Source organism: Mesorhizobium sp. WSM4822, assembly GCF_055811155.1.
In genome coordinates this window covers 184,207-198,910 of the sequence record NZ_JBVVQM010000005.1, presented here as the reverse complement: position 1 = coordinate 198,910, position 14,704 = coordinate 184,207, and the positions used below count along the sequence as shown (strand labels likewise).

The 14,704-nt window shown below is 63.0% G+C and carries 13 protein-coding genes and 1 other RNA gene; 6 read left to right on the top strand and 8 right to left on the bottom strand.

The annotated features are described in order from the left end of the window. Positions 1 to 95 precede the first annotated feature (95 nt). Entirely contained in the window at positions 96 to 1,277 is a 1,182-nt protein-coding gene (locus AC0L3E_RS14050; protein WP_023813162.1) for a lytic murein transglycosylase, read from the bottom strand. A gap of 355 nt (positions 1,278 to 1,632) precedes the next feature. Further along, complete coding sequence (locus AC0L3E_RS14045; RefSeq protein WP_473604990.1) at positions 1,633 to 2,433, bottom strand: glycoside hydrolase family 25 protein; 801 nt, start codon at positions 2,431 to 2,433, stop codon at positions 1,633 to 1,635. A gap of 227 nt (positions 2,434 to 2,660) precedes the next feature. Between AC0L3E_RS14045 and AC0L3E_RS14040 the strand changes: the two genes are divergently transcribed. Further along, entirely contained in the window at positions 2,661 to 4,040 is a 1,380-nt protein-coding gene (locus AC0L3E_RS14040) for a serine hydrolase domain-containing protein (RefSeq protein ID WP_473604989.1), read from the top strand. An 18-nt stretch (positions 4,041 to 4,058) separates the two neighbouring features. On the opposite strand, the gene AC0L3E_RS14035 is transcribed toward AC0L3E_RS14040, so the two are convergent. The 6 genes from AC0L3E_RS14035 to AC0L3E_RS14010 form a co-directional block, all read right to left on the bottom strand. After that, a complete protein-coding gene (locus AC0L3E_RS14035) occupies positions 4,059 to 4,367 on the bottom strand; it encodes a HigA family addiction module antitoxin (RefSeq protein WP_023813159.1) in 309 nt (102 codons plus the stop codon). Between the two features lie 9 nt (positions 4,368 to 4,376). Continuing rightward, entirely contained in the window at positions 4,377 to 4,673 is a 297-nt protein-coding gene (locus AC0L3E_RS14030) for a type II toxin-antitoxin system RelE/ParE family toxin (protein WP_127267190.1), read from the bottom strand. A 110-nt stretch (positions 4,674 to 4,783) separates the two neighbouring features. Beyond that, complete coding sequence (locus AC0L3E_RS14025) at positions 4,784 to 5,467, bottom strand: class I SAM-dependent methyltransferase (RefSeq protein WP_128308745.1); 684 nt, start codon at positions 5,465 to 5,467, stop codon at positions 4,784 to 4,786. Beyond that, positions 5,464 to 6,762: a BtaA family protein gene (locus AC0L3E_RS14020; RefSeq protein WP_473604988.1), complete on the bottom strand. Its 1,299-nt coding sequence runs from the start codon at positions 6,760 to 6,762 to the stop codon at positions 5,464 to 5,466. The genes AC0L3E_RS14025 and AC0L3E_RS14020 overlap by 4 nt, the downstream gene beginning before the upstream one ends. Before the next feature lie 123 nt (positions 6,763 to 6,885). Continuing rightward, a complete protein-coding gene (locus tag AC0L3E_RS14015; protein WP_128308743.1) occupies positions 6,886 to 7,080 on the bottom strand; it encodes a hypothetical protein in 195 nt (64 codons plus the stop codon). 74 nt (positions 7,081 to 7,154) lie between these two features. Then, positions 7,155 to 11,060: a hydantoinase B/oxoprolinase family protein gene (locus AC0L3E_RS14010; protein ID WP_473604986.1), complete on the bottom strand. Its 3,906-nt coding sequence runs from the start codon at positions 11,058 to 11,060 to the stop codon at positions 7,155 to 7,157. A gap of 194 nt (positions 11,061 to 11,254) precedes the next feature. On the opposite strand from AC0L3E_RS14010, the gene AC0L3E_RS14005 reads away from it, so the two are divergent. The 5 genes from AC0L3E_RS14005 (at position 11,255) to rnpB (ending at position 14,547) form a co-directional block, all read left to right on the top strand. Then, the gene (locus tag AC0L3E_RS14005; protein ID WP_081734943.1) at positions 11,255 to 11,515 is read left to right on the top strand and encodes a hypothetical protein; all 261 of its coding nucleotides are present in this window, start codon (positions 11,255 to 11,257) and stop codon (positions 11,513 to 11,515) included. 164 nt (positions 11,516 to 11,679) lie between these two features. After that, on the top strand, positions 11,680 to 12,399 hold the full coding sequence (locus tag AC0L3E_RS14000) for a J domain-containing protein (RefSeq protein WP_127268668.1): 720 nt from the start codon (positions 11,680 to 11,682) through the stop codon (positions 12,397 to 12,399). Further along, entirely contained in the window at positions 12,396 to 13,151 is a 756-nt protein-coding gene (locus AC0L3E_RS13995; RefSeq protein WP_128288473.1) for an N-acetylmuramoyl-L-alanine amidase, read from the top strand. The genes AC0L3E_RS14000 and AC0L3E_RS13995 overlap by 4 nt, the downstream gene beginning before the upstream one ends. Positions 13,152 to 13,361: 210 nt before the next feature. Beyond that, complete coding sequence (locus tag AC0L3E_RS13990; RefSeq protein ID WP_127268666.1) at positions 13,362 to 14,087, top strand: lytic transglycosylase domain-containing protein; 726 nt, start codon at positions 13,362 to 13,364, stop codon at positions 14,085 to 14,087. A 50-nt stretch (positions 14,088 to 14,137) separates the two neighbouring features. Then, positions 14,138 to 14,547, top strand: an RNA gene (gene rnpB / locus AC0L3E_RS13985) — RNase P RNA component class A. Positions 14,548 to 14,704: the final 157 nt, after the last annotated feature.

Genomic DNA, 14,704 nt, shown 5'->3' with positions numbered 1-14,704 from the left:
ATAGGGAATAGGGAATAGGGAATAGGGAATAGGGAATAGGGAATAGGGAATAGGCACTGCTTCGGAGTAATTTTCTACTGCCTACTGCCTACTGCCTACAATTTCCCCAGCAGCTCCGGCGTCGGCCAGCCATCCACCGGCAGGCCTAGCCGCATCTGCTCCTTGCGGATCGCCTCGCGGGTGTTGGTACCCAAAATGCCGTCGACAGTGCCGACATCGTAGCCCCTGGCCTCCAGCTTGGTCTGCAGCGCCTTCATCTGCTCGTTGTTGAGGCCGGTCTCGGGATTGCGCGGATCGAACTGTTTTTCTCCCGCCAACCTGGCGGCGAGGTTGGCCGCGGTCAGCGCATAGGTGAAGGACTGGTTCCACTCGAGATAGACGTCGAAATTGTCATAAGCGAGGAAGGCGGGCCCCTTACGGCCCATGGGCAGCGCCAAGCCTGCCTTGAGGCCGTTGTCGACCAGCGGCGCGCCGCTGGGGTAGGTGACGCCCCATTGCGCCCACTGCGACAGCGGCAGCTTGTTGGTGCGACCGGTCTGGTCCCACGGCATGTCTTCGGGCACGCGGACTTCCTGGATCCAGGGCTGGTCGCGTTTCCAGCCGCGCGACAGCACTTTGTTGGCGGTGGTCATGATCACATCGGGCACGCTGCCGCGCAGGTCGATCTTGCCGTCGCCGTCGCCGTCGACGCCGCGTGCCAGATAATCTGAGGGCAGGATCTGCGTCTGGCCGATCTCGCCGGCCCAGGCGCCCCTGACATCGGCCGGCAGCACGCCGCGATCGATCAATTGCAGAAGCGGTATCAACTGAGGCCGAAACAGTTGCGGGCGGCGGCAATCATGCGACAGCGTCACCAGGGCGCTCAGCGTGTGGAAGTCGCCCTGCACGGCGCCGAAATCGGTCTCCAGCGCCCAGAAGGCGGCGATGATCGGCGCCTGAACGCCGAACTGCTGGTCGGCGCGGGCGAAGACATCCGCGTATTTCTTCATGTTCGCCGCACCTTGCTTCAGGCGATAGGCCGAGATCATGCGGTTGGAAAACTCGACAAAGGTTTGGGTGAAGACGCCCTGGGCGCGGTCGCGTGCCAACACCTTGTCGTCGAAGGTTGCCGCTTCAAGGGCGTCGAGACCGGCAGTGCCGACGCCGGCCGCCTTGGCTTCCGCGGCGACGCCCTGCTTCCACGTCTCGAAGTCGCCGCCGCATTCCTGCGCCATCGCCGGCAAGGCCGTGGCACACAGGGTCAGCGCAGCCGCGAGGACTTTGGAACGCAGTCGCATCAGCTTCCTCTCGAAACGAATAGCGGGCAGTTGTTGTGCTCCCCCCGGAGGCCCAACGCCCTGAATTGCCGGCGGTTGCACTTTTCACCGCTGGCTGTGTCGAAAAGCAGGCGGCAGGCCCGGTGTCAACGGTTCTTGTGCCGCAGCCCCTTATTCCGCCGGCTTCTCTGCCGTTGCACCGGTGTCAACAGTGTTCTGCGGAGCTTCTTATCTCGGACGGGCTCGCTGCCGTTGCGCCGGTTCAACGGAAGCTCTGCTGGAGTGATTGATCCAGGGCGGTGCTGCCGTTGAACCGGTTCAACGGAAGCTCTGCTGGAGTGATTTGATCCATGGCGGTGCTGCCGTTGAACCGGTGTCAACGGGTGTTCTGCCGCAGCCACTTGTTCCAGGTGGCTTCACTGCCGTTGAAGACGTTGATGTCGGCCTTGCCGGTCATGCCCGGAATGATCCCGGTTCCTGTGTACTGCCAGAATGTGAAGGGGTGGCTGCCGTATTTCTCACGTGGATGGCCGGCGACAGAACGCAGCCAGTACGGATAGCCGCGAAACCCCGCCAGGCCGTTGTCGTCGAAGAAGTCGACCGAGGTGTAGATGATCGGCTTCTTGCCGTAGTGGCGTTCGACGATCTCGAGGAAGGTGGTCATCTCCGCGCGCACCGTGGCGGCGTCGGGACGCAGCCTGCAGGTCGGCGATTGTGGGTTCCATTCCATGTCGAGGACCGGCGGCATCGCCGAGCGATCGACGGGGACGTTGCGGATGAACCAGCGCGCCTGCACGGCAGCCGGGGTGCAGAAATAGTAGAAGTGATAGGCGGCGCGGGGAACGCCCGTAGCTTTGGTCCGGGTCCAATGCTCGTTGAAGTATTCATCGAAGCGATCGCCGCCCTCGGTCGCCTTGATGAAGGCGAAGGAGATGCCGCTGGACTTGGCCGCCGGCCAGTCGACCGAGGTCTGGTATTTGGAAACATCGGTGCCGTGGACGGCATAGTTCCACGGCGCGCCGCTTTCCCATTCATGCGGCTTGGAATCGGCAAAGCGCGGCGCCCGGACAGTGACCGTCGGGCTGCTCGACGCCGACGGCGACAGCGGCGAGAGATCGTCCACCGTCGAGCAAGCGCCAAGCAGCGCTAGCAGAATGAGGCCCGCAAGACGGCGCATCGCAATTCCCGAGCCGGATTCAGCCGGTCGCTGATGGGTCTATACCTGATGGCCAGCTTGTGATTGGGCCCCCTCCGAGCGATCGCCCCACAGCATCGCTCAGCATATCCTGTGATCGCCGATCATGGTTGATAATCCGTTGATGGCGCTCGACAAGCTTTGTGATTTGCGGAAGCAATGGCGGCAAATCGATGACATAAGGGTCGCGCAGAGCCGGAGGGAAATAAATGCGGATCGTGGTCAAGATCGTCAAATGGCTGCTTGGCCTGATCGTTCTGGCGGTCGCCGCGCTTTTTGCCTGGCTTTATATCGCGCCGCCGGAGTTGATCAGGGTCGGCTCGGGCTACTCGGCCAAGATCGTCTGTTCGAACGTCTTCATTGCCGGCCGCGATCCCAATGAGGTGCTCGCCGTCGACGTGCAGGCGCCCGGGCATCCCCTGCTGCGGCTAATGCGGGTCTCGGTGGACAAGAACAGGGGAACGGTGTCTGCCGGCCTGTTCGGTTTCCTCGGCAAGAGCGTCGCCGTAGCCCGCGACGGGCTTGGCTGCGCTTCGGTTCCGGACGGCGATGTCGGCAAGGCGCGGCGGACCGCGATCCAGGCCGAGCCGTCAGCAGCCACCAGGGGCGACCTGTGGCCGGAAGGCGAGCGGGTCGAGGCATCACAGGATCCGATTGTTGCCAAACTGCTTGACGATGCGGCGCTGACCGGCACCGGCATGCGGGCGGTGGTGGTGGTCAAGAATGGCCGCATCGTCGCCGAGCGCTATGGCGACGGCTTTTCCGCCAAGACGCCGCTGCTCGGCTGGTCGATGACGAAGACGGTGAACGCCGCCATCGTCGGTACGTTGGTCAAGGACGGCAACATGGCTTTCGACGACAAAAACCTGTTCGCGCCGTGGAAGGCGGACGGCCGCGCCGCCATCAGCCTTGCCGAGATGATGGCGATGTCGAGCGGGCTGGAGTTCAACGAGGATTATGGCGACGTCGCCGACGTCACGCGCATGCTCTATCTCGAACCTGACATGGCGAGCTTTGCCGAATCAAAGCCGCTGGCGGCCGAGGTCGGCAAAGTGTTTTCCTATTCGAGCGGTACGGCGGTGATGCTGTCGCGCCTCTGGCAGGACGCGGTCGGCGACAAGGCCAAGGCGCTGACATGGCCGCGCACCGCCCTGTTCGAGCCGCTTGGCATGCATAGCGCGGTGCTCGAGACGGACGAGCAGGGCACCTTCGTCGGCTCGTCCTATCTTTACGCGACCGCGCATGACTGGGCGCGCTTCGGCCAGTTCCTGCTGCAGGGCGGGGTGTGGAACGGCAACCAGATCCTGCCAACCGGTTTCGTCGACTGGATGCGCGAGCCGGCATCCGCCTCGAAGGTCTACGGCAAGGGTCAGTTGTGGATCGAGGCCCCGGGCGATGAGGAAAACCCCGGCGCCGGCGTCGCGGCAGGCCTGCCCAAGGACACGTATTGGATGGAAGGCCATGACGGGCAGACGGTCGCCATCATCCCTTCGGAGCAGTTGGTGGTGGTGCGGCTAGGGCTGACGCCTGCCAAGTTCGGCTACCGGCCGCAGACGATGGTGGGGGCGCTGATCAAGGCGCTGCATTAGCGCGGCGCAAACTCTTTGCTATGCAGCTGTCGCCAATGGCTTGGCGCGGTCAACTCGCGCCCGCTCGTCGGGCGAGTTCATGACCTGCCAAAGATCGCTGCGGCGCTGGACGTTCAACCAGAAGTCCGGGCTGTTGCCGAACACCCGCGCCAGAATAAGCGCGGTCGCCGCCGTCACGTTGCGGCGGTCGTTGCACAATTCGTTCACATGCTTGCGCTGGACCCCCATCGCCTCGGCCAAAGCCGCCTGCGTCAGGCCAAGCGGCTGCATGAATTCTTCCGTGAGAATTTCGCCAACCGTTGCCGGCTTGCGTGCGGTCATCAACATGTTCTCACCTCATCTATAGCTGTGGTCGTCGAGATAGATGTCCGACGCCTCACCGCGGCCGCCGTCCCAGCGGAAGATCAGCCGCCATTGCTTGTTGACGCGTATTGAATGGAAGCCTTCGAGAATGCCGCGCAGCTTCTCGAAATGATTGCTGGGCGGCACACGCAAATCCTGATCGATCATCGCGTCGTCAATCATCTGGAGCTTGCGGAACAAACGGCTTTCGAGATCGGACGGAATGTTGCGAGAATGGGTGTCTTCCACGAAGAAGGCTCGCAGCCATTCATCCCTGAAGCCGATGATCACCACATGCTTCCATTCATGTGAGATAGTGTACCGCTCTCGGGGTCATAAGGCAACGTTGATCCAACGGATCGTGGCTGCTTCGCCTTTATGTGCCTTTCCCACGGCAATATTCAGGAAGTGATCTTGATAACCGCCAGCCAGGCATAGCCGCGATAAAGCGTGCGGAAACGGAAGCTTGCGCTGGTTCGCCGAGATTCCGATTCCAGCACTTCGCGCAACGATTCACGCGGCGCGACGTGGAATTTTTTCAGCCAGCCGCGCAGCAAGGTCCGGAACCAGCCGGGCAGGCCTTCCTGCTGGCCGAAATCGATGATGTGCAGCGAACCGTTCGGCGACAGGGCGGCAAGCGCTGCCGACACAGTTTTTTCCCAGCCGGGGATCATCGACAGTGAATAGGACACGAAGACACGGTCGAAGCTATTGCGTCCGAACAGCGCCCTGGCATCGAATGCCGTGGCGTCGCCCTGGGCAAGCGTGACACGATCGAGCAGGCCCTCGCGGGCAATCGCCGCGCTGGCCGTCTCCAGCATCTCGGCCGAAATGTCGAGGCCGAAGAAACGCGCGTCGGGATAGCGACGCGCGGCCAGGATGATGTTGCGGCCGGTGCCGCAGCCGAGTTCCAGCACGGTACCGCCGGCGGGCACATCGAGCCCCGCGATCAGCCGGTCGCGGCCGAGAAGATAGTATTTGCGTGTCAGGTCGTAGATGTGGCGCTGCCAGCGGTAGACGCCGTCCATCAGTTCGGCATGGTTGGCCTTGAATTCGGGGCTGGCCGGCAACTCGCTGGTGCTCATGCGGCGCACTTCACGTAGAGATGGAAGCCGCCATAGATGGCCGAGCGATCGCGGGCCGAAAATTCGCGCGAAGCCTGGTCCTGATAATCCCACTGGTCAAGCAGCGAGCTGGAGACACGGCCCGGCAACAGGCTGGGTTCGGCGGCGGTGCGGAAGATGACGCGGGCGCCGACTGAGGCGGTGCGGGTGATTTCCGCCCACAGCGCGTTGAGCTGGCCGTCGGTCATCCAGTCCTGCGCGTCGAGCAGGACGAAGCAGTCGACGGAGCCTGCATCCTTGCCGGCGAGGAACTCGATCAGATTGGCGTGGTGGATGGCGACGCGGTCGACATTGCCGCGGATGGTCTCGTAATTCTGTTTTTCGAGATAGGCGGGCAGGGCGGCCTCGCCGGGGTTCGGATAGCGCCGGGCGAAGGCCTGCCAGGCGAAGTAGTTGTTCTCCAGCGGAAAATCGCAAGCGAGCTTTTCCAGCCGGGCTTTCAGCACGCTGGCCATGGTGCCGTCGCCAGAAGTGATCAGCGAATCGTACTGCGCCGGCGGGATGCCGAGGCCGAACAGCGAAGCCTTGCGCGATGTCGCCCATTTCAAAAGCTTCTTGTCGAAGACCGGCGCCAGCTCCTCGTTGAAGAAGCGGCGCTGCTCGCCGATGTTCTTGGCCTGCATGATGCCGGCAGGGTCGACGCCGAAGAATTTTCCCGTGCGGTGGCCCATGGCGATGAACAGGCCGAGCAGGCCGGTCTGGTAGAAATTGCGGTCGAACACAGTGATGCGCCTGATGCCGCGCCAGTTGCGGCGCTCCCAGTAGTGACGGCTGACAGGATCGAGATGCGGCGCGATGAAACGATCATACGCTTTCGAATTGTGGCTGGTGTCGGCGGCGCCGAAGAAGCGGAACAGGTCGCCCTGCGATGGCAAATGGCGCACCGCCTCCAGCTTCATGCGGTTCAGCGCGATGTGCGCGGTGTTGAGGTCGACGGCGTCGACCCGGGCCGGCGAGCGGGTGAGGTAAGCCAGAATGTTGCAGCCGCCGGAGGCGATGGTGACGACGCGGTGGCCCTGGCCAAGCTGCATCGCCTCCATGTCGACCTCGGGGTCTTCCCAGATCTGCGGATAGACGAGGCCGGAGAACAGGAAGGCGAACAACCGCTCCGAAATGCCGGCCTTCGACAGCGGGCGGTTCTGGTAGACGGCCTTTCCAACTTCCTTGCCGCGGCGAAAAACCAGATCTGCGGAAACGTCCGTCATGGCAAGATGATTCCCCATTTGCTTTGCCGCAAGCGGGTAGCCCAGGGTCATGACAGGCCGGTGACAGCCTGTTGACGCCTCCTTACAACGGTAGCGCGTAAAATCAGTTGATACCTCCGCATCCGGCACCAACTTGCGCTGTCGAAGCCCATGAGACCGCCACGAACACGCCTCTTACCGCAAACCAGTTGCGCGCGCGTCATCCTCTCCAAGTGTGAAGCCCCATTGATACGGAGTGAGGCCGATCGGCACCTTGCTGTAGGATGGCATTGACGGGACGATCCCGGGCTTGAGTGACTGGTATCCCTCAAGATAGCCGTCGTTGAAGGTCTTGCTCGGGTAGGCAGGAATGTTCTTCACGATGGACATGGCGACTTCTCCTCAGAATGTTGCGGACATGCGCCTGCCTCTGGCTCGCCATGTCCGCGCCCGGCAAGCATCCTTCACCGCCGCCCGAATCCCCCCGGTGTCGGCGTCGTCAGGATGACGGCGTCGCCGGCCTGCAGCACGGTCTGGTCGCAGGCTTTCAGCACGTCGATTGTGCCGTCCTTGCGGCGGACTTTGGTCGAGCCGACCTCGCCATCGCCGCCCCCATCCAGCCCTTGCGGCGGCCGGTTGCGATGCGAGGACAGGATCGCGCATTCCATCTTTTCGAGGAAGCGGATGGTGCGCCTGGTGCCGTCGCCGGCGCTCCATTTGCCTTTGCCGCCGGATCCTTCCCGAATGTGGAAATCCTCGAGCAGAACGGGAAAGCGCAGCTCCAGCACTTCGGGATCGGTGAGGCGCGAATTGGTCATGTGGGTGTGGACACCGGAGGTGCCGGCAAAGCCGCGGCCGGAATTCATCTGGCCGGCCGGCGAGCCGGAGCAGATCGTCTCGTAATATTGGTAGGTCTTGTTGCCGAAGGTCAGGTTGTTCATCGTGCCTTGCGCGTTGGCCATGGCGCCCATGGCGCCGAACAGCGCGTTGGTGACGTGCTGCGAGGTCTCGACATTGCCGGCGACGACGGCGGCGGGGTAGGCGGGTTTCAGCATGCAGCCGTCGGGAATGATGATGTTGATGGGCCGCAGGCACCCGGCATTCATCGGGATCATGTCCTCGACCATGACGCGGAAGGCATAGAGCACGGCGGCGCGGGCGACGGGTTCCGGCGCGTTGAAATTGTTCTTCATCACCGGCGAGGTGCCGGTGAAGTCGACGGTCGCCTCGCGCTTTTGCCGGTCGACCGTGATCTTCACCTTGATGATTTGGCCGGTGTCGGTCGGGTATTCGTACTGCGAACTGTCGGGCAGCCGCTCCAGCACGCGGCGCACGCTTTCGGCCGCATTGTCCTGGACATGGCCCATATAGGCCTCGACGACATCGAGGCCGAAATGCGCGACCATCTTGCGCAGTTCCGCGACGCCCTTTTCGTTGGCGGCGATCTGCGCCTTGAGGTCGGCGATGTTCTGGTGCGGATTGCGGGCTGGATAGCGGTGGTCGGTGAGCAGCGTTTCCAGCTCCTTCTCGCGGAATTTTCCGCGGTCGACGATGCGGAAATTGTCGAACAGCACGCCTTCCTCGTCGACCGTGGTGGCGAGCGGCGTCATCGAGCCGGGTGCCGTGCCGCCGATATCGGCATGATGGCCGCGCGAGGCGGCCCAGAACAGGATTTCCTCCCCACTCGAGGGGGAGGTGGCGGCGAAGCCGCCGGAGGGGGTCGGATCGACCGGGTTCGACGCTCTTGCGGTGCCTTCTGAGAGGACCCCACCCGGCCGCTGCGCGGCCACCCTCCCCTCGAGGGGGAGGGAAAACACCGGCGTCACCACGGTGATGTCGGGCAGATGCGTGCCGCCGTTGTAGGGCGCGTTGAGGGCAAAGACGTCGCCGGGGTGGATGTCGCCGGAATTCAGCCGGATGATGGTTTCGACCGAGCGGTCCATCGAGCCCAGATGCACCGGCATGTGCGGCGCATTGGCGACCAGCGCGCCATGGCGATCGAAGACGGCGCAGGAAAAATCCAGCCTTTCCTTGATGTTGACGGAATAGGCGGTGTTCTGCAGCGTCACGCCCATCTGCTCGGCGATCGACATGAAGAGGTTGTTGAAGACCTCCAGCATGACCGGATCGGCCTCCGTGCCGAGCGCTGCCTGCCGGCGCTTTTTCTCGACACGGCGCAGGAGCACATGGTTCCTGGCGGTGATTTCGGCCAGCCAGCCCGGCTCGATGACGATCGTCTGGTTCGGCTCGATAATCAAGGCAGGTCCGGCAACCCTGTTTCCCGGCTTCAGCGCTTCGCGGCGGAAGATGGGTGAAGTGCGCCACTCTCCCTCGGTGAAGATTTCGCGGGTTTGCGAAGGGCTTACGGCAAGGTCTTCGGTTCGCGATTCAGTTTCGTCGCGCCCGGTGCCGCCGGTGTCGGTGCCTTCGACACCGACGGTCTCGACGATCATCGGCTTGTCGTCATAGACGAAACCGAACTGCGCCTTGTGGGCGATTTCAAAATCGCGCCTGGCTTGGAAAATCGAATCCGCCTCGAAATTCACCGGGAGTGTCGTGTCGGTGCCGTCATAGCGAATGTGCAGCACCGGCTTCGTGGCGACCGTATCCTCGCCGATGCCTTGCGCCGCGAGTTCGGCGACAACGGCTTTTCTCAAAATGGCAATGAGGTTGCCGATCTCCGTTCTGGACTCTTCGGCAAGCGGTTTCAGCAGCGCCTGCTGGCGCGAGGCAAAGACCGAGGATAGACCGATGCCATAGGCCGACAGCAGGCCAGAGAAGGGATGGATCAGCACCGCCTCCATGCCGAGCGCGTCGGCGACCAGGCAAGCGTGCTGGCCGCCGGCACCACCGAAGCAGTTCAGGAGATACTCGGTGACGTCGTAGCCGCGCTGCACAGAGATCTTCTTGATGGCATTGGCCATGTTCTCCACGGCGATGGTGACGAACCCTTCGGCGACAGTCTCGGGCGACCGCCCATCGCCGATTTCGGCGGCGAGTGCCGCAAATTTTGCTCGCACCGTCTCGACGTCGAGCGGCTCGTCCTGGCCGGGTCCAAAAATCGCCGGGAAGAAATCGGGCTGCAGCTTGCCAAGCATGACGTTGGCGTCGGTGACGGCGAGCGGGCCGCCGCGCCGGTAGGCTGCCGGGCCGGGATTGGCGCCAGCCGAATCCGGTCCGGCCCGGAAGCGACCGGCCTCGTAATGCAGGATCGAGCCGCCGCCGGCGGCGACGGTATGGATGCGCATCATCGGCGCGCGGATGCGCACGCCGGCGACCTCGGTGTCGAAGGCGCGTTCGTATTCGCCGTCATAGTGGGCGACGTCGGTGGAGGTGCCGCCCATATCGAAGCCGATGACCTTATCGAAGCCGGCGAGCCTGGCTGTCTCGACCATGCCGACGACGCCGCCGGCCGGTCCTGACAGCAGCGCATCCTTGCCCTGGAACATGTCGGCGGCGGTGAGACCGCCCGACGACATCATGAACATGAGGCGAGGGCTTTCCCTCCCCCTCGAGGGGAGGGTGGCGGCAAAGCCGCCGGGTGGGGTCGGATCGACCGGGCTCGACGTCGTGGCGGTGCCTTCTGAGAGGGCGTTCGTCGCTGAAAGAGCCAAATCGTTGGCTTTTTCTCGGCCTTCGGCCCATCGTTCCTCACCCCCCTCGAGGGGGGAGAGGACGCCGAGCTCTTGGCCAACCCTTTGCACATAGCGGGACAGGATCGGCGACAGGTAGGCATCGACCACCGCGGTGTCGCCGCGGCCGACCAGCTTGATCAGTGGCGAGACTTCATGGCTGACCGAGACCTGGCTGAAACCAAGCTTCCGGCAGACTTTTGCCACCGCCTTCTCGTGGTCGGGGTATTTCCAGGCGTGCATGAAGACGATGGCGACCGCATCGATGCCATCGGCCCTGGCCTGTTCGATCGCCGGCCGGCAGGCGGCGATGTCGAGCAATTGTTCGACGCGGCCATCGGCGCGCACGCGCTCGTTGATTTCGATGACGCGCTCGTAGAGCTGTTCGGGAAGGATGATCTCCTTGGCGAAGATGTCCGGACGCGCCTGATACGCGATCTTCAGCGCGTCGCGAAAGCCCTTGGTGATGAGCAAAAGCACGCGGTCACCCTTGCGCTCCAGCAGCGCATTGGTGGCGACTGTGGTGCCCATCTTGATGTCGCCGATCAGGCCGCTTGGGATCGTGTCTCCGGACGACAAGCCAAGAAGGTCGCGAATGCCCTGGATGGCAGCATCGTTATAGGCTTCGGGGTTTTCGGAGAGAAGCTTGCGCGGGTGCAGCCCGCCTTCCGGATCTCGGCCGATCACATCGGTGAATGTGCCGCCGCGGTCGATCCAGAAATCCCATTTTGCGGTCATGACAGCCCCCGGCGCTTTTCCGTTCGATCGGTGATTCGGCACATTCTGTTAGTTCGCCACGGCCTGAGCGGCAATCGCAAATGGACCAGACGATGTTACATGTCGAAACGCAACGTTACGAAACTCATGGCCGTCTGGCGCATTTGTCCTTCGACCGCTCACGGCAACGTGAGCGTGTGTTGAAGGAGAGACAAATGAAAAAGCTCATTCTCGCGTCCGTTTCCGCTCTGGCCTTGCTTGGCGTCGCCGCCTGCAGTGACAGCGGTACGGACAATACCACCACCCAGAGCACCAATCCGCCGGCCGCCGAGGAACCGATGAAGCCGGCTACCCCGGAAGCCACGCCGCCGGCCGCGACGCCTCCGGCAACGGATAATTCGACCACGAAGAGCATCACACCCGAGAAGCCTGCCGAGCCGGCTCCGGCAACACCAGCTCCTGCGCCCGCGCAGTAGTGAGCAAGCAGTACTTCGTGTGATGAATGAGAAAGGCCGGCTCGCGCTGGCCTTTTTCATATTGTCCGAGCGCCGTGGCGTTCGAGTCCGATCGATTTGTCGCGCAAAGCCTGCGGCACTGTCCCGGCTTGATAGGAGCGGGCGGTGGCTCTAAGAAGCAGGCCATGTCCATTTGGGATCGCCTCGGCGAATTCATCACCCGCGTTTCATCCTCAGCCTCGTCGGGTGTCGCCGACGTGGTCGAGGCCGTGCGCACGGTTTTCGCCGGCGATGCGGATTTGCGCCGGCGTGTCGCCTTTTCGGTGGCGATGATCGCGCTGTCGGCCAAGATGGCCAAGGCCGATGGTATCGTCACCCAGGACGAGGTGCGCGCCTTCCAGGAAATATTCGAAGTGCCGCCGAAGGAGACGCGCAATGTGGCGCGTCTGTTCGATCTCGCCCAGCGCGACGTGGCCGGTTTCGAGACCTATGCCGAGCGGATGGCGCAGATGTGCGGTTCCGGGCATTCCAATTGTGTGATGCTGGAAGACATACTCGACGGTCTGTTCCACATCGCCAAGGCCGACGGGCTGGTGCACGAGCGCGAAGGCCATTTCCTGCACCGCATCGCCGAGATTTTCCGCATCGACGAAGCGCATTACGAGACCATCATGGCGCGACATGTCAACCTGGGCGCCGGGGATCCTTATGTCGTGCTTGGCATCGAGCGCGGCAAGCCGTTCGAAGAGGTCAGGAAGCGCTATCGCAAGCTGGTTTCCGACAATCATCCGGACCGGCTGATCGCGCGCGGCCTGCCTCAGGAATTCATCAAGATCGCGACCACCAGGGTGGCGGCGATCAACGTTGCCTACGAGATGATCGAGCGGGGCCTGCGCCACGCATGAGCGGCTTTCTGCCCGACGAGCCACGTGCCGAAGTCAGGGTATCGCCGAATTTCGGCCCGCGGCGCGAGACGCCCAGGCCTGACATGATCGTGCTGCACTACACCGGTATGGCGACCGGCGCCGGGGCCGAGGCCTGGCTTTGCGACCCGGCCAGCGAGGTCTCGTCACATTATCTCGTCCACGAGAATGGCCATATCGTGCAGATGGTCAGGGAAAGCGACCGCGCCTGGCATGCCGGCAAGAGTTCGTGGTTCGGACGGGCCGACATCAATTCCTGTTCGGTCGGCATCGAGATCGTCAATCCAGGGCATTCGCTGGGCTATCCCGGTTTTCCCCGGCGGCAGATCGATGCGGTGATCGCGCTGTGCCGTGGGATCGCCGGTCGGCATTCGATCGCCGCCGAGCGGGTACTCGCGCATTCTGATGTTGCGCCGGGGCGCAAGATCGATCCCGGCGAGAAGTTTCCGTGGCGGACGCTGTTCGAGGCCGGTGTTGGCCATCTCGTGGCGGCCGCGCCCGTCAGGCGAGGCGCCACTCTGACAACCGGCGATACCGGCGGCGACGTCGAAGCGTTGCAGTCGATGCTGGCCCTCTACGGCTATGGCGTTGAAATATCCGGCGTTTTCGACCGGCAGACGGAGGCGGTGGTCGAGGCCTTCCAGCGCCATTTCCGGCCGCGCAAGGTGGACGGCGTTGCCGACGGCTCGACGCTGCGGACGCTGCAAAGGCTGCTTGCTTCCGTGAGGCGCTGACCCCCGGGAGAGCCTCTCCCAAGCAATTCTTTCCAATCCTTAAGTTACAAGCTGTCACTCAAAGTGACTTGCCTGGCCTTGTTTGACACCAATTCGGGCGTCAAACGGCTGACGTGTAGATGTCGGACCCCAAGCCCCCCGGGTTGTTCCGACGTTGGTTAGGCGTTGCTGCGTGAACATCTTCGCGCGGTTCAGACAGAACAGGATCACATGCAGAAATTTACCGTTTTAACGGCAGCTCTTGCTGCCGGCGTAATGACTTTTGCCTTCAGTGCCGCAGATGCCGCGCCCCTCAGCCCGCGAGCCGATCAAGGGCCTGTCGTGGCATCCGCGAAAAGCGGCAAGGCCCCACAGGCCAGAAGCGGCAAGGCAGGCCACGACGCCAAGGCGACGAAGCGGGCTTCCGCGAAAATGGAAAAAGCAAGCTGGTCCAAGCCGAAGAAGTCCGCCAGAAAGCAGACGAAGCGTGGCCGAAAAACCGTCGACATGACGGCAACGGCGTCGATCGGTGTCCGGAACGCGGCAGCCTCGGCGGCCGCGGTGGCCAGCAGCGGTCAGTATTCCGCTATCGTTGCCCGCTATGCGGCGATCGAAGGCGTTCCGGTATCGCTCGCCTCGGCGGTTATCCAGATCGAAAGCAACTACCGGCCCAACATCGTTGGCGGCGCCGGCGAGATCGGCTTGATGCAGATCAAGCCGGCCACGGCTCGGATGATGGGCTATAGCGGCTCCGCCAAGGGCCTGTTCGATCCCGACACCAACATCAAATACGGCATGAAATACCTTGCCATGGCGCGGAGCCTCGGCGGCGGCACGACCTGCGGCACCATTCTGAAATACAATGCCGGCCACGCCGCAACGCGGATGAACCCGGTGTCGGCCGCCTATTGCGGCAAGGTCAAGGTGCAGATGGCTGCGCTGGGATCGCCCGCATAAGTCTGCTTTTTCGTTTGCGTTTTCGGGCGCGAACCCCTTTATACGCTCTGCCAGCTGGCTGGGCGGCCGCACCCGCAAACGCCGAAAGGTCGTGGGTGAGGAAAGTCCGGGCTCCATGGAAACACGGTGCCGGTTAATGGCCGGCGGGGGCGACCCCAGGGAAAGTGCCACAGAAAGCAAACCGCCACGATCCGGCTTGCCGGATTCTGGGTAAGGGTGAAAGGGTGGGGTAAGAGCCCACCGCGCGACTGGCAACAGGAGCGGCACGGTAAACCCCACCGGGAGCAAGACCGAATAGGGACGGTGCGAGGGGAAACCCTCGAGGGCTGTTTCCGGCTCACCGTCCGGGTAGGTTGCGTGAGGCGCATGGCAACATGCGCCCAAGATGAATGGTCGCCACGTTCTCGCCCCGCAAGGGGCGAGGGCCATACAGAACCCGGCTTACAGGCCAGCTGGCAACTCTCTCCCCCGATATCAAGAGAAGTCTCTTGAATTCAGCAGGTTGCGCCCTCGGGCGCGCCTGTTGATTCAAGCCTGCCCGGCCGTTCATCCGTGCGAGCGAGAGTCGGCCATTGCTTGAAACCGGTGCGATTAAATCGTACCATGATCGGGAATGG

What these genes read in the sequence shown, in the direction of transcription:
- AC0L3E_RS14045 (WP_473604990.1), bottom strand. Translation starts at nt 2,433, where the DNA reads ATGCGCCGTCTTGCGGGCCTCATTCTGCTAGCGCTGCTTGGCGCTTGC.
- AC0L3E_RS14040 (WP_473604989.1), top strand. Translation starts at nt 2,661, where the DNA reads ATGCGGATCGTGGTCAAGATCGTCAAATGGCTGCTTGGCCTGATCGTT.
- AC0L3E_RS14025 (WP_128308745.1), bottom strand. Translation starts at nt 5,467, where the DNA reads ATGAGCACCAGCGAGTTGCCGGCCAGCCCCGAATTCAAGGCCAACCAT.
- AC0L3E_RS14010 (WP_473604986.1), bottom strand. Translation starts at nt 11,060, where the DNA reads ATGACCGCAAAATGGGATTTCTGGATCGACCGCGGCGGCACATTCACC.
- AC0L3E_RS14000 (WP_127268668.1), top strand. Translation starts at nt 11,680, where the DNA reads ATGTCCATTTGGGATCGCCTCGGCGAATTCATCACCCGCGTTTCATCC.
- AC0L3E_RS14035 (WP_023813159.1), bottom strand. Translation starts at nt 4,367, where the DNA reads ATGTTGATGACCGCACGCAAGCCGGCAACGGTTGGCGAAATTCTCACG.
- AC0L3E_RS14015 (WP_128308743.1), bottom strand. Translation starts at nt 7,080, where the DNA reads ATGTCCATCGTGAAGAACATTCCTGCCTACCCGAGCAAGACCTTCAAC.
- AC0L3E_RS14050 (WP_023813162.1), bottom strand. Translation starts at nt 1,277, where the DNA reads ATGCGACTGCGTTCCAAAGTCCTCGCGGCTGCGCTGACCCTGTGTGCC.
- AC0L3E_RS14020 (WP_473604988.1), bottom strand. Translation starts at nt 6,762, where the DNA reads ATGACCCTGGGCTACCCGCTTGCGGCAAAGCAAATGGGGAATCATCTT.
- AC0L3E_RS14005 (WP_081734943.1), top strand. Translation starts at nt 11,255, where the DNA reads ATGAAAAAGCTCATTCTCGCGTCCGTTTCCGCTCTGGCCTTGCTTGGC.
- AC0L3E_RS13995 (WP_128288473.1), top strand. Translation starts at nt 12,396, where the DNA reads ATGAGCGGCTTTCTGCCCGACGAGCCACGTGCCGAAGTCAGGGTATCG.
- AC0L3E_RS13990 (WP_127268666.1), top strand. Translation starts at nt 13,362, where the DNA reads ATGCAGAAATTTACCGTTTTAACGGCAGCTCTTGCTGCCGGCGTAATG.